This is a genomic window from Thioclava atlantica (assembly GCF_000737065.1).
Classification (GTDB): Bacteria; Pseudomonadota; Alphaproteobacteria; order Rhodobacterales; family Rhodobacteraceae; genus Thioclava; species Thioclava atlantica.
The window spans coordinates 97,753-110,070 of the sequence record NZ_AQRC01000012.1 but is presented as its reverse complement, the minus strand read 5'-3'; the positions used below and the strand labels follow the sequence as shown (position 1 = coordinate 110,070).

The 12,318-nt window shown below is 65.6% G+C and carries 13 protein-coding genes; 6 read left to right on the top strand and 7 right to left on the bottom strand.

Translation table 11 applies throughout. The features are described from left to right. Window positions 1-270: 270 nt before the first annotated feature. The 6 genes from DW2_RS14380 to DW2_RS14355 form a co-directional block, all read right to left on the bottom strand. A complete protein-coding gene (locus tag DW2_RS14380) occupies window positions 271-1,089 on the bottom strand; it encodes a sugar phosphate isomerase/epimerase family protein (RefSeq protein ID WP_038147744.1) in 819 nt (272 codons plus the stop codon). 19 nt (window positions 1,090-1,108) lie between these two features. After that, the gene (locus DW2_RS14375) at window positions 1,109-1,918 is read right to left on the bottom strand and encodes a carbohydrate ABC transporter permease (RefSeq protein ID WP_038147740.1); all 810 of its coding nucleotides are present in this window, start codon (window positions 1,916-1,918) and stop codon (window positions 1,109-1,111) included. Continuing rightward, window positions 1,915-2,787 carry a carbohydrate ABC transporter permease gene (locus DW2_RS14370; protein WP_038147738.1) on the bottom strand — a complete coding sequence of 291 codons (873 nt, stop codon included), beginning with the start codon at window positions 2,785-2,787 and terminating at the stop codon, window positions 1,915-1,917. The genes DW2_RS14375 and DW2_RS14370 overlap by 4 nt, the downstream gene beginning before the upstream one ends. A gap of 68 nt (window positions 2,788-2,855) precedes the next feature. After that, entirely contained in the window at window positions 2,856-4,139 is a 1,284-nt protein-coding gene (locus DW2_RS14365; RefSeq protein WP_038147734.1) for an ABC transporter substrate-binding protein, read from the bottom strand. A 3-nt stretch (window positions 4,140-4,142) separates the two neighbouring features. Further along, window positions 4,143-5,282: an ABC transporter ATP-binding protein gene (locus DW2_RS14360; RefSeq protein WP_081875006.1), complete on the bottom strand. Its 1,140-nt coding sequence runs from the start codon at window positions 5,280-5,282 to the stop codon at window positions 4,143-4,145. Next, a complete protein-coding gene (locus DW2_RS14355; RefSeq protein ID WP_038147730.1) occupies window positions 5,279-6,052 on the bottom strand; it encodes a DeoR/GlpR family DNA-binding transcription regulator in 774 nt (257 codons plus the stop codon). The genes DW2_RS14360 and DW2_RS14355 overlap by 4 nt, the downstream gene beginning before the upstream one ends. A gap of 198 nt (window positions 6,053-6,250) precedes the next feature. Between DW2_RS14355 and DW2_RS14350 the strand changes: the two genes are divergently transcribed. The 6 genes from DW2_RS14350 to DW2_RS14325 all read left to right on the top strand — a co-directional run bounded on the left by DW2_RS14350 (window position 6,251) and on the right by DW2_RS14325 (window position 11,143). Next, entirely contained in the window at window positions 6,251-6,457 is a 207-nt protein-coding gene (locus DW2_RS14350) for a hypothetical protein (protein WP_038147728.1), read from the top strand. A gap of 79 nt (window positions 6,458-6,536) precedes the next feature. Next, window positions 6,537-7,001 carry a nucleoside deaminase gene (locus DW2_RS14345; RefSeq protein WP_038147725.1) on the top strand — a complete coding sequence of 155 codons (465 nt, stop codon included), beginning with the start codon at window positions 6,537-6,539 and terminating at the stop codon, window positions 6,999-7,001. 209 nt (window positions 7,002-7,210) lie between these two features. Next, entirely contained in the window at window positions 7,211-8,110 is a 900-nt protein-coding gene (locus tag DW2_RS14340; protein ID WP_156102985.1) for a cytochrome ubiquinol oxidase subunit II family protein, read from the top strand. Then, complete coding sequence (locus DW2_RS14335; protein ID WP_081875004.1) at window positions 8,107-10,215, top strand: cbb3-type cytochrome c oxidase subunit I; 2,109 nt, start codon at window positions 8,107-8,109, stop codon at window positions 10,213-10,215. Before DW2_RS14340 ends, DW2_RS14335 begins: the two co-directional genes overlap by 4 nt. Next, window positions 10,212-10,835 carry a cytochrome c oxidase subunit 3 gene (locus DW2_RS14330; protein ID WP_038147723.1) on the top strand — a complete coding sequence of 208 codons (624 nt, stop codon included), beginning with the start codon at window positions 10,212-10,214 and terminating at the stop codon, window positions 10,833-10,835. Before DW2_RS14335 ends, DW2_RS14330 begins: the two co-directional genes overlap by 4 nt. After that, entirely contained in the window at window positions 10,832-11,143 is a 312-nt protein-coding gene (locus DW2_RS14325; RefSeq protein ID WP_038147722.1) for a cytochrome o ubiquinol oxidase subunit IV, read from the top strand. Before DW2_RS14330 ends, DW2_RS14325 begins: the two co-directional genes overlap by 4 nt. A 135-nt stretch (window positions 11,144-11,278) precedes the next feature. Here DW2_RS14325 and DW2_RS19845 read toward each other — a convergent pair whose 3' ends face one another. Next, window positions 11,279-11,911 carry a hypothetical protein gene (locus DW2_RS19845; RefSeq protein WP_156102984.1) on the bottom strand — a complete coding sequence of 211 codons (633 nt, stop codon included), beginning with the start codon at window positions 11,909-11,911 and terminating at the stop codon, window positions 11,279-11,281. Window positions 11,912-12,318 lie beyond the last annotated feature (407 nt).

Sequence of the window (12,318 nt, the reverse complement as noted above, 5' to 3'; positions counted from 1 at the left end):
TGGCCCGAAAGGACCACCCCGGCTCGCGCGTTGGGGGAAATACCCTTCGGTCTTCCTACGCCAGCATCAACTGGGTCAGGTTCAAAGGGTCGCGTCACCAAGGGCGTTACCGCCCCCTGTCAGCCTCTCAGTCCCCTAGGCGGGACTCCCCTGACGTGGGGGCGATACTAGGCGATCCGCGCGCAGCGTCAATCGGTCAAAACGCAGGTCAGCGCATCGTGACCGGCCGGGCGGATCGCGGGTGGGGCGGATCGCGGGCGGGCTATGCCGCTAGCGGGCAAGCCCCTGTGCTTCGAGCGCGCGTACCGTGGCGGGCAAGCGCTCGAGGCGGTTGCGCACCTCGAGGATCAGGCGCGGCATCTTGGGAAGCTGCGCGATCTGCGCGAAGACTGCCGGCCAGAGGATACGCCCCTCGCCCGGATGCCAGTGCCGGTCCGCGTAGCCGTCGGCGTCCTGCAGGTGGACATGCCCGAGCCGCACCCCCGCCTGCGCGATGAAGTCGACCACGGGCGGCGCGCCATAGCGGCCATGCGCCAGTTCGGCATGACCGGTATCGATCGAGACCATGAGGTTCGGATGGTCGATCCGCGCGACCGCCTCGACCCGCGCCGACGGATCGGTGTCGTCGATATTCTCCAGCATCAGCGTGCAGCCGGTATCTTCGGCCCGCGCCAGCACCGGGTCGAGACAGTCCGCCATCGCCTCGACCATCTGGTCATGCACGGTCGGGTAATTGTCGCGGTTGAGAACATGCCAGTAGGTGAAGGGCGAATGCACGACCATGTGGCTCCCGCCCAGGGCCTCGACGATCTCGAGCCCCTTGAGAAGGCGCTTGCGGACCACCGCGCGGATCTCGCGGTCGGGGTTCGAGAGATCGAGGCCGAAGAACGGCCCGTGGATGCCCCGCCGCCCGCGATGGCCCTCGAGCGCGACCTTGTAGGAGGCGATCAGATCGCCCGGATCGCCTGCGATCACCTCGGGAAAGACGAAATCCTGGATTTCGATCGCGCGGCCCGGCTCGAAAATCCAGTCCCGCAGGATGTCGAGATCGTGGCGACGGATCGCGGCGCCGAGAAGCGGAAGGGTCATGAACTATCCTTTCTTTGAATCACTTGATGCCGGCGCGCATGAAGCTCTGGACGAACTGGCGCTGGAACAGGAGGAAAGCGATGAGGAGCGGGGCCGAGGTCATCAGGGTCGCGGCATTGATCACCGACCATTCGACCCCGGAGTCGGTCGTCGCGAAGACGCTCAGCCCGACGGTGACCGGCCGCGTCTCGACCGAGTTCGTCACGATCAGCGGCCAGAGGAAGTTGTTCCAGTGATAGCTGACCGAGACCAGCCCGTAGGCGAGATAGGTCGGCTTGGCGAGCGGCACATAGACCCGCCAGAGCGTCAGAAGCGGCCCCGCCCCCTCGATCCGCGCCGCGTCGTCGAGCTCGCGCGGGACCGTCATGAAGGTCTGCCGGATGAGGAACACGCCGAAGCCCGAGGCGATATAGGGCAGCGCGACCGCGAAAAGCGTGTCCACGAGATGGAAGGCGCGGATGATCTTGTAGTTCTCGACGATCAGGATGTCGGGCATCACCATCAGCTGCAACAGCACGAGCGAGAACAGGATGTTGCGGCCGGGAAAGCGGAAGCGGGCGAAACCGTAGGCCGCGAGCGTGCAGAGCACGAATTGCGCCGCGGTGATCCCGGTGACCAAGATGAAGGTGTTGAGGAAGTACCGCCCGAAGGGGGCCGCTTGCCACGCCTTGCCGAAATTCTCGAGCGTGAGCGGCGCGGTCAGGGTGAAATCCGCCTCGTAGGCCGCGGGGTGAAAGGCGGTCCAGACGGCATAGAGCAGCGGCAGGATCCACAGCAGCGCGAGCAGTCCCGCCCCGGCATTCCACAGATAGCGGTCGAAGCGGCTCATTTGTAATGCACCTTGCGCTCGAAGAAGAAGAATTGCCCGATCGCGAGCAGGCATAGCAGCGCCAGCAGAACCACCGTCAGCGTCGCGCCATAGGCGGTGTCCCAATAGCGGAACGAGGTCTCGTAGATGTAGAAGAGCAGCAGCGACGAGGCGTTGTCGGGCCCGCCATTGGTCAGGATGAAGATGTGATCGACCAGCCGGAACGAGTTGATCACCGCGTTGATCGAGACGAAAAGCGTCGTCGGCATCAGCAGCGGGAAGGTGATCCGGCGGAAGATCGTCCAGCGCCCCGCCCCCTCGATCCGCGCGGCCTCGGCCAGTTGCGGCGGGATCGCCTGCAGCGCGGCGAGGTAGAAGATCATGAAGAACCCCGCCTCTTTCCAGACGGCGACCACCATCAGCGCGGGAAGCGCGGTCGCGGGATCGCCCAGAAGGTTCGTCTGGCCCTGGCCGAACAGTCCGAGGATTTGGTCGATCAGCCCGAAGCCCGGCGTGTAGAAGAAGAGCCAGATATTCGCCACCGCGATCAGCGGCAGGATCGTGGGCGTGAAGAAGGCCATCCGCGAGAGCGCCCGGCCGGGAAAGGGCCGGTTGACGAGCACGGCCATCAGCAGCGCCAACGCGATCGCGACGGGGATCGTCCCGAGCGCATACCAGAGATTGTTGGTCAGGACCTTCCAGAAGACCGGGTCGTGGATCATCCGCTCGTAATTGGCGGGCCCCACGAAATGCGCGGCTTTGCGCCCGCGCGGCGTCGAGAAGACGCTGTGCAGAAGCGTCAGCACCGCGGGAAAATGGGTGAAGAGGAAGATCAGCGTCAGCGCAGGCAGGATCAGAAGCCAGCCATATATCCATTCACGCTTGCGCATCGGGGTCGTCCTTCCGGGGTTTGTCGGGACGGGCCGCGAACGGCCCGCCCCGGGAAGTGAGTTCGGGATCAGCGGTAGGCGGAGAGCACCGCGTCGGCCTTCTGCTGCGCGTCCTTGAGCGCGTCCTCGGGCGTCTTCTGCCCGGTGATGGCGGCAGCGAGCGCGTCGTTGAGGATCTGCGTCACGCGCTGGTTCTCGTGGGTCGAGAGCTCGGCCGTGGCGTATTGCAGCTGGTCACGCGCGACGAGCACCGGCGGGAACTCCTGGGCGTATTCCTTCATCGTGGGGGTGTCCCAGGTGGCCGGGCGCGGCGCGACATAGCCGGTCGCCATCGTCCACTGGGCCGATTGCTCGGGCGCGGTGATCCACTTGATGAAATCGACGGCGGCCGAAAGCTGCTCGGGCGAGGAGCCCTTGAAGAGGTAGAAGTTGCCGCCGCCGGTCGGAGCGCCGCGCATCTTGTGCTTGGGCAGCATCGCGACGCCGAAGTCGAAGGGCGCGTTCTTGCGGACGTTGGTCAGGTTGCCGGTGGTGGTCCACATCATCGCGGTATGGCCCTCGAAGAAGGCTTTCGGCGTGGCGCCCCAATCGACGATGCCCGGCTCCATGACCTTGTCCTTGCTCGACAGGTCCACGAGGTAGTGCAGCGCCTCGATCACTTCGGGGCTGTCGAAATAGGTCTCGGTGCCCTCGGCATTGGCCAGCTTGCCGCCATTCTCGGCGACCAGCCCCTGGAACAGCCAGTAGGGGAAGCCCGAGGTCGGGATGCGCACGCCCCATTGCGTGACATTGCCATTGGCGTCGGTCTTGGTCAGCTTCCGGCCCATCGCGGCCATGTCCTGCCAGGTCGCGGGCGGGGTGTTCGGGTCGAGGCCGGCCGCCTTGAACGCCGCCTTGTTCCAGTAGAGCACCGGGGTCGAACGCTGGAACGGGATGCCCCAGGTCTTGCCGTCCACCTGGCTGTTTTCCATGAAGGCCGGGTAGAAGCCGTCGAGCCACGCCTTGTCCGCGTCGGTCTTGACGTAATCGTCGAAGGGCAGGATCAGGTCGTCGTCGAGAAGGGTGAACATGTCGACCGAGAGCGCCACCGCGATCTGGGGCGGGTTGCCGCCGCGCGCCGCGGTGATCACCTTGGTGATCGTGTCCTGATAGGAGCCGGCGTAGATCGGGTCGATCTTAACGTCCGGGTGATCCTTCATATAGGCATCGGTGAGCGACTCGATGGTGTTGGCCGCCCCACCGCCCACGGCGACGGGGAAGTAGAATTGCAGGTCCACCGCACGCGCGGGAAGCGCGGTCACGAGGGCGAGCGCCGCCGCGGTCGCGGCACCCTTGAAGAGCGTATCGAACATGTTTCAGGGTTCCTTCGGGTTGGAAAGCGGCGACATTGCGCCAGAGCTGCCCGCCGGGTGTCCCGGTCGAGCCATCGGCGACGCGGGCTGCGGATAGTCGATCCGCCTGCCCGTGCCCGCGTCGAAGAGGTGAAGATCCTGGGGCGCGAGCGCGACGCGCAGCGCGGTGCCCTGCTCGGGCAGCGCCTGGCCCGGAACGCGCATCAGGGCTTCGGCGCCCCCGATGCGGCCTTGGACGAGGGCATCCGCGCCCAGATACTCGCCGCCCGTGACCTGCATCTCGAGCAGGCCCTGCGGATCGGGCCGCAGCGCCTCGGGACGCATCCCGAAGGCCAGGTCGCCGCCGAGCTCCGCCGCCAGTCGCGCGCCGGTCTCGCCCAGTGCCGACTGCGGCAGGATATTCATCGGCGGGGTGCCGATGAAGCGCGCGGCGAAGATCGTCGCGGGCCGTTCGTACAGGTCGTGAGGGCTCGCCACCTGCTCGATCCGGCCGGCATTCATCAGCACGACCTGATCGGCCATGGTGATCGCCTCGACCTGGTCATGGGTGACGTAGAGCATGGTGAAGCCCAACTCGCGCTGCAGCGCGCGCAGCTCGGTGCGCATGGTCTGGCGCAGCTTCGCATCGAGATTGGAGAGCGGTTCGTCCATCAGGCAGACCGGGCGCTGCGAGATCACCGCGCGCCCCAGCGCCACGCGCTGCTGCTGCCCGCCCGAGAGCTGCCCCGGCTTGCGGTCGAGATAGGGCGCAAGACCCAGAAGCTCGGCGACCTGCGCGAGCCGCGCCATCCGCTCGGCGCGGGCCACGCGCCGCGTGCGCAGGCCGAAGATGATGTTCTCGGCCACGCTGAGATGCGGAAAGAGCGCGTAGGACTGGAACACCATCGACAGGTCGCGCTTGTCGGCGGGGCGGCCGGTCACCTCCTCCTCGCCGATGAGGACCTGCCCGCCGCTGGCTTCCTCGAGCCCGGCCACGATCCGCAGAAGGGTGGACTTGCCGCAGCCCGAGGGGCCGAGCAGCGCGGTGAAACTTCCTGCCGGCGCCTCGACCGAGATTTCCGACAGGGCCGTCGTCTCGCCCCAGTGCTTCGAGATCCCGGCGAGACGGATCGCCCGGCCCTGCTGCGTTTCGATCGCGGTCATTGCATATCCTCGGTAATGGAGACGGTGACGCCCGCCGCCGCGAGATCCGCGGCGATCGGCGCAGGCAGCGGCCCGTCGCAGATCACCTCGTCGACCTCGCGCATGTGACCGCCGCGCACATGCGCCGGCCGGCCGAATTTGGTGCGGTCGAGCAGCAGCACGGAGCGGCGGCAATTGCGCAAGATCGCCATGCGCGCGGCCACCTCGGCCTCGGTGAAATCGAGAAGCGTGCCGTCCTCAGCGACCCCGCCGACCCCGAAGACACCGAAATCGACCTGGTAGCGGGCGAAGAATTCCTCGACCTGCGGCCCGAGAATGTCCCGGTCTCCGGCGCGCACGGCCCCTTCGGGAACCCGCACCGTCCAGCCCTCGCGTTCGCAGGCCGACAGGGCGATGTTGAGGTTGTTGGTCAGCACCATCAGATCGCTCTGCGCCTCGAGCGCTCCGATCGCATATTCCGGGCTCGTCCCGATCGAAACCGAGAGCGAGGCGCCCGAAGGGATCCGCGCCGCGAAGGCCGCTCCGATCTTGCGCTTGGCCACCCCGTTCAGGGTCCGGCGCGAGCTGTAGAGCAGGTTTTCGCTCTGCGGCATCTCCACGCCGCCATGAACCCGGCGCAGCGCACCCGCCGCGCAGAGCTCATTCACATCCCTGCGGATGGTTTGCGGCGACACGCCGAAGATCTGCGCGAAACTCTCGATCGAGACCTGACCCGCACGCCGGACCTCGTCGAGGATCTGCCGCTGGCGATCGGAAAAGGTGAATGTCATGCGTCACAGCCCGGCCGATTTCGTTCGGTCCGCACCCTAGCCATTCAAATGAAAGTCCCGTTGCGTTCATGTGAAACCTTGATGACGCGCGAAGAAAATCGCGCCCTCAGGCGAGCGTTGACCGGGAGGGATATCTCGCTAAAAGCAGGCTGCCGCGCGCATGTGGCGCGACAGTCTTGCGACGTCTGCGAGGGAAATATGAAAGACAATCTCCTGATCGCCGAAACTGGCGAGAGCGGCGAGATCGTGGCGCTCTGGCGCGCAGGGGGCGATCTGAAATCCCCCCGCCTCATCCGCGACCCCGAGGAAGCTCTCGCTCTCGTCGATACGGTGAGAATATCCGGGGCCCACGCGACGCAGGTGAAGGAATGGCTCTCCGCGCAGGGGGCCCTGCGCGAAGGTTAGGACGACCCGGGGCAGACCTCAAGGGAACATGTTGGCCCACCGGCGGTTGCGCAAGAGAAGCCCGCACCCCGGAGGCACGATGGACACGCCCAGTGATTTCGAACGCGACGCGATGCGCGAAGCCGTCGCACAGGCGCGTGCGGCAGTCTGCGAGCCCGGCAAGGCGGGGATCGCCGCCGCCGTGCTGCGTGACGGGAAGATCGTCGCCACCGGCACCAACCATGTCGAGCGCGACACCGATCCGACGCAACATGCGGAGATCGTCGCCCTCGGCCGCGCGACTGCCGCGCTCGGTCGCGCCGATCTCGGCGATTGCGTCCTGATCAGCACCCTTCAGCCCTGCGAGATGTGCCTCGCGGCTGCGCGTTTCGCCGGGATCCGTCGCATCATCTTTGCCGCGCGCAAGGAAAACGTCGCCGCGAAATATTTCGTCTTCCCCCATCTCACGCTCGGCGATTTCCAGGGCGCGCCGCCCGCCTTCGCGATCATCGGCGGCGTGATGGAGGACGACGTGCTCGATCTCTACGAGGACGGCCAGGAGTGACCCCGCCGCCGAAGACGCGGAACCGAGGGCCGGGCCCCTCATGCCTCTTCGCGATTGCGTCCCCCTCGCTTCCTTACGGCGGTGTGAAGGAACCAGAGCCGCGCCGATCGGTTGGCCTGCATAATCACCCAGTTCCTTAGCGGCTTGCCGGCCGGCTGCGCGGCGCGCGTGACCTCAAGCAAGCCCGCCAAAACAAGCGAGTTTCCGCCATGAGAGCTGCCGCTCTGCGCTGGCCCCTGCCCTTCGAGACGAGCATGGCATGTGCGGCATGCCTGGCCTCCGCCCAAGCGGCGCAGGCCGACAGTTTCCTCGATGCCGCGGGTCCGGTTGCGGCGGCGCAGGTCTCACATCTACGTCTCATCCTGATCCTCATGGCAATCGTGGTCGTGCCGGTCTTCGCGGCGACGCCCTGGCTGGTACGGCGCTATCGCTACGGGCGCGCGCGTGGCGACTACCGCCCGGAATGGAAATTCTCCCTTCTCTTCGAGGTGCTGGCCTGGGGCGTCCCGTTCCTCGTCGTGATCGTTCTCGGAACCATCTTGTGGGAACGGACCCACCAGCTCGATCCCTACCTTCCCGTGGCCGAAGCCAAGGCCCCGCCCGTCGTGATCGACGTGATCGGATACGACTGGAAATGGCTGTTCATCTATCCCGAACAGGGCGTCGCGAGCGTGGGCGAGATGGCCTTTCCCGCAGACCGGCCTGTGAAGCTGAACCTGACCTCGGACACGGTGATGCAGAGCCTGCTGATCCCGCGGCTGGGCAGCCAGATCTACGCGATGAAGGGGATGCGCACGCAGCTCAATCTCGCCGCCGACGGCCCCGGGCGCTTCGAGGGGCGCAACACCCAGTATAACGGCAAAGGGTTCTCGGCCCAGAGCTTCACCGCGGTGGCGATGCGCCCCGGCGATTTCGAGAGCTGGGTCGCGCAGGCCAGGGCGCAGGGGCTGCCCTTCGACGAGAAAGCCCGCGCGGCGCTGGAGCACAAGGGCACGAAGCTCGACCTGCGCCACGCATTGGGGATGCCCGACGGGACCGTGGTGCATTTCGCGGCCGCGCCGACGGCGCTGTTCGACAAGATCGCCGGGATGAAGGAGACGGGAGAATGACGGATTGGGGATTTCCCTTCGGACGGCTGACACTCGACGCGATCCCGCTGAGCGATATCGTCACCGCGCATGGTCGCACCGAATTGCTGTCGGGGATCACCGGCTCGGCGGCGGCGGGGGCGGCGGTTCTCGGCGCGCTCGTCGCGCTGGTCATCGTGACATGGAAGGGCTGGTGGAAACCGCTCTGGTCGGACTGGCTGACCTCGGTCGATCACAAGAAGATCGGGATCATGTATATCGTGTTCTCCTTCGTCATGCTCGCCCGCGCTCTCGCGGAGGCCTTCGTGATGCGGATGCAGCAGGTGGTGGGCCATGACGGCGGCGGGATTGTGATGCCCGAGCATTTCGCGCAACTCTTCTCGACCCATGGGACGATCATGATCTTCTTCATGGCGATGCCCTTCCTGACCGGGATGATCAATTACGTGATGCCGCTGCAGATCGGGGCGCGCGACGTGGCCTTCCCGGTGCTCAACTCGGTCTCGCTGATGCTGACGGTGGCGGGCGGGATCATCCTGATGGTGAGCCTCGTGCTCGAGCCGTTCTCGACCGGGGGCTGGTCGGGATATCCGCCCTATACCGAGGCCGCCTTCAATCCCGGAGCCGGACCCGATTACTGGATCTGGGCGGTCACGCTCAGCTCGCTCGGGACGACCTTCACCGGCATCAATTTCGCGGTCACGATCTACAAGAAGCGTTGCCCGGGCATGACGCTGATGCGGATGCCGCTCTTCACCTGGACGGCGCTGTGCACCTCGATCCTGATGATCTTCGCGATGCCGCCCCTCACCATCGCGACCGCGCTGCTCGCCCTCGACCGCTATCTGGACTTCCATTTGTTCACCAATGGCGGCGGCGGCAACATGATGAACTACGCCAACCTGTTCTGGCTGTTCGGCCATCCCGAGGTCTATATCCTGATCCTGCCCGCCTTCGGCGTCTGGTCGGAGGTCTTCTCGACCTTCTCGGGCAAGACCCTCTACGGCTACACCGCGCTGGTGATCGCGACCATGGCGATCGCGGTTCTCAGCTTCACGGTCTGGGTCCACCACTTCTTCACCATGGGCCAGAGCGCCAATCTCAATGCCGCCTTCGGGATCGCGACGATGCTGATCGGGGTGCCGACGGGGGTGAAGATCTATGACTGGATGCTGACCATGTATCGCGGCCGGGTGCGGATCTCGGTCCCGATGCTCTACGCTCTGGCCTTCCTGTTCCTGTTCACCATCGGCGGGCTCTCGGGGATCCTGCTGGCCAATCCGACGATCGACTACCAGACCCACAACACGCTCTTTCTCGTCGCGCATTTCCACAACATGCTGATCCCGGGCCTCCTGTTCGGGATGATCGCCGGCTACACGATGTGGTTTCCCAAGGCCTTCGGTTTCCGGCTGGACGAGAAATGGGGCTATCGCGCGGCCTGGTGCTGGATCTTCGGCTTCATGGGGGCCTTCTTTCCCCTCTATGCGCTCGGGCTGATGGGGATGCCCCGGCGGATGGCGGATTATTTCACCGGCGCCTGGCTGCCCTGGACCGTCGTGGCGCTCGCGGGGGCGGGGCTGATCGTGCTCGCCTTCACCTTCCTGCTCGTGCAGCTCCGGGTCTCGGTGCGCGACCGGGCGCGGCTCGCGGTGCCGGTGGGCGATCCCTGGGACGGGCGCTCGCTGGAATGGGGCCTCCCGGCTCCGCCGCCCGAATGGAACTTCCCCGCCCTGCCCCGGGTCGAGGGGCGCGACGCCTTCGCGACGCTGAAAATGACCGGGGAAGACCTCGGACCGCCCGATGACGGCTACGAGGATATCCGCATGCCGAAGAACGCGGTGCTGGGCCCGGTGATCGGGGCCCTGGGAACCGGCCTCGCCTTCGCGCTCACCTGGTACTTGTGGTGGCTGGCCCTCCCGCTGGCCGCTCTGGTCCCGGTTGTCCTCATCGCGCAGGGCTTCCGGCGCGACACCGAGAAGGTGATCCCGGCCCATGAGGTGCGCGAGACCTGGCGCGCGTTCCGTGCCCTCGCCGCCCGCACCCCGCGCGTCTCGCGCCGCGCCGAATATACCCGCGACAACCGCGGGCACGCGATCCCGATGCCGCAGGAGGCTGCCGAATGAGCGCTACCCAAACCCGCCACCCGGGCCTCAATCTGGGCTCGAACCACCAGAGCGCCGATGACCGCGCCGAGACCGAGGTCTTCGGCTTCTGGGTCTTCATGATGTCGGACGCGATCCTGTTCGGCCTGCTGATGGCGACCTACGTGGTGATGCGCCCGAATACCAATGGCGGCCCCGGCCCGCATGATCTGTTCGAGCTGAAGTCGATCTTCATCGAGACGATGCTGCTGCTCGCCTCATCGGTCGCGATCGGCTTCTCGCATCTCGCGCTCAAACACGAGGATCGGCCGACGAAGATGGTGATCTGGCTCGTCGTGGCGATGGCCCTTGCCCTCGCGTTCGTCGGCTTCGAGATCCACGATTTTCTCAAGATGGCCGGCAAGGGCGGGGTCCCGCAGGCGAGCGGCTTCCTCTCGGCCTTCTTCGCGCTGGTGCCGCTCCACGGTCTGCATGTGAGCGCCGCCTGTCTCTGGGGGCTCGCGATCCTCGGGCAACTCGCGCGATACGGCCTCGATGACGGGGTGAAGGTGTCGATGGTGCGCCTTGCGGTGCTGTGGCACTTCCTCGACCTCGTCTGGATCGGGATCTTCTCACTCGTCTATATCGGGGGGCTGGCATGAGCGACGAGACGGACAAGCGCCGCGAGGCGCGCAGTTATCTAATCGGGCTGGGGCTGGCTCTCGCTCTCACCCTTCCGGTCTTCGCGCTCGTGGCCTGGGATCTTGCGCCGCGCATGACGATCCTCTGGGTCACCGCGATCGCGGCGGTGTTGCAGATCGCGGCGCATCTGCGCTTCTTCCTGCATATCCGTCTCAAGGGTCAGACGCGCGAGGATCTTCACCTGATCCTCTTCACGACGCTGATCCTGCTCCTGATGGGGGGCGGCACGATCTGGCTGCTGTGGAACCTTCACACCCGGATGGGGTGACCTTCGCACCGACGGTGTCCGAGCGCCGAGAACGCGCAATGAGAGGAACTGGGGAGCCGCCTCATGCACAAAGGGCCGAGGGTGGCCCTTTGCGCTTTTCATGGGGAAGGCCGGTTTGCGCCGACCTCCGCAGCCTTACGACGCCGGGAAGAGCTGCGCGAAAGCACCCACCGGGATCGTGAGCTTGATCGCGCTTCCGGCATGCTCCTCGCCGAGACGCATGCGCATGGTCACATTGTCCTGCTTCATCCCGAGCGCGGGATTCACCGACAAGATGACCAGAGGCGGTCCGTTCTTCTGGGGCCGGATGCCAACGATCGTTCCCAGCGGCAGGGATTCTGCCGAAAGGACCGTCGTTCCGATCAGCCGCTGGTATTGCGCCGCCGAGGCACCGGCATATCCCGACGGGTAGCCCATTGCCTTTGCGTTGGCGCCGGATTGCGCGGCGGAGCCGTACATGTATCCGCCGCCGCCCTGCGGGGAGCCACCGCCGGATCCGGCGCCGGTTCCGCCGGTCGAACCGCCGGCATAGCCGCCGGATCCGCCACCAGAGGCGCCTCCGCCCGTGCCACCGGTCGAACCGCCCGAACCACCAGTGTTCGAGCCGCCCACGCCGACACTCGCGCTTACCCCGCTTCCGCCAAGGCTCGCGTTCGCGTCTACACCGCCGATGCTGGCCCCGACGGTCAGGGCAGTTGCGAGTGGTGCGGAAGAGATCGAGAGGGTCAGTGCCGCGCCATACGCGATCAGTCGTCTGCTAGAAATCATTTCATTTCTCCCATTAAAATACCTCGGGATTTAAAAATCTCGCGAAAACATTCTGTCATTTTTGCGGCTAATAATTGCCCCTTTCAGGGCTCGCGCATCTTTATTGCGTATCGGATATGTTTTCTGACATAAAAAACCAAAGATGCAAGAAAGATTCATGATAAATCAGACCGACCACCACGATGAAAACGGAGGAAATCGCGACCGTCCCTGACCCTGACTTTCGCAAAATTCCGCAAAGGAATCAGTGGGAAACGCCCCTCGACGGGGCACGGAACTCTGGCGACCGAATGTCGATGCACCCCCCCGCACCTCATCCCCTCGCGCCCATCGGCATGTAGTATTTTCGATGTATCGGGCGTCATGATTGGATATGGTCGGGTGTGACGACCGCCAGAACCGGGTTT

Excerpts from the sequence above, each read along its gene's own strand:
- DW2_RS14370 (WP_038147738.1), bottom strand. The coding sequence starts at position 2,787 with ATGCGCAAGCGTGAATGGATATATGGCTGGCTTCTGATCCTGCCTGCG.
- DW2_RS14350 (WP_038147728.1), top strand. The coding sequence starts at position 6,251 with ATGAAAGACAATCTCCTGATCGCCGAAACTGGCGAGAGCGGCGAGATC.
- DW2_RS19845 (WP_156102984.1), bottom strand. The coding sequence starts at position 11,911 with ATGATTTCTAGCAGACGACTGATCGCGTATGGCGCGGCACTGACCCTC.
- DW2_RS14340 (WP_156102985.1), top strand. The coding sequence starts at position 7,211 with ATGAGAGCTGCCGCTCTGCGCTGGCCCCTGCCCTTCGAGACGAGCATG.
- DW2_RS14355 (WP_038147730.1), bottom strand. The coding sequence starts at position 6,052 with ATGACATTCACCTTTTCCGATCGCCAGCGGCAGATCCTCGACGAGGTC.
- DW2_RS14380 (WP_038147744.1), bottom strand. The coding sequence starts at position 1,089 with ATGACCCTTCCGCTTCTCGGCGCCGCGATCCGTCGCCACGATCTCGAC.
- DW2_RS14345 (WP_038147725.1), top strand. The coding sequence starts at position 6,537 with ATGGACACGCCCAGTGATTTCGAACGCGACGCGATGCGCGAAGCCGTC.
- DW2_RS14330 (WP_038147723.1), top strand. The coding sequence starts at position 10,212 with ATGAGCGCTACCCAAACCCGCCACCCGGGCCTCAATCTGGGCTCGAAC.
- DW2_RS14365 (WP_038147734.1), bottom strand. The coding sequence starts at position 4,139 with ATGTTCGATACGCTCTTCAAGGGTGCCGCGACCGCGGCGGCGCTCGCC.
- DW2_RS14335 (WP_081875004.1), top strand. The coding sequence starts at position 8,107 with ATGACGGATTGGGGATTTCCCTTCGGACGGCTGACACTCGACGCGATC.
- DW2_RS14325 (WP_038147722.1), top strand. The coding sequence starts at position 10,832 with ATGAGCGACGAGACGGACAAGCGCCGCGAGGCGCGCAGTTATCTAATC.
- DW2_RS14360 (WP_081875006.1), bottom strand. The coding sequence starts at position 5,282 with ATGACCGCGATCGAAACGCAGCAGGGCCGGGCGATCCGTCTCGCCGGG.
- DW2_RS14375 (WP_038147740.1), bottom strand. The coding sequence starts at position 1,918 with ATGAGCCGCTTCGACCGCTATCTGTGGAATGCCGGGGCGGGACTGCTC.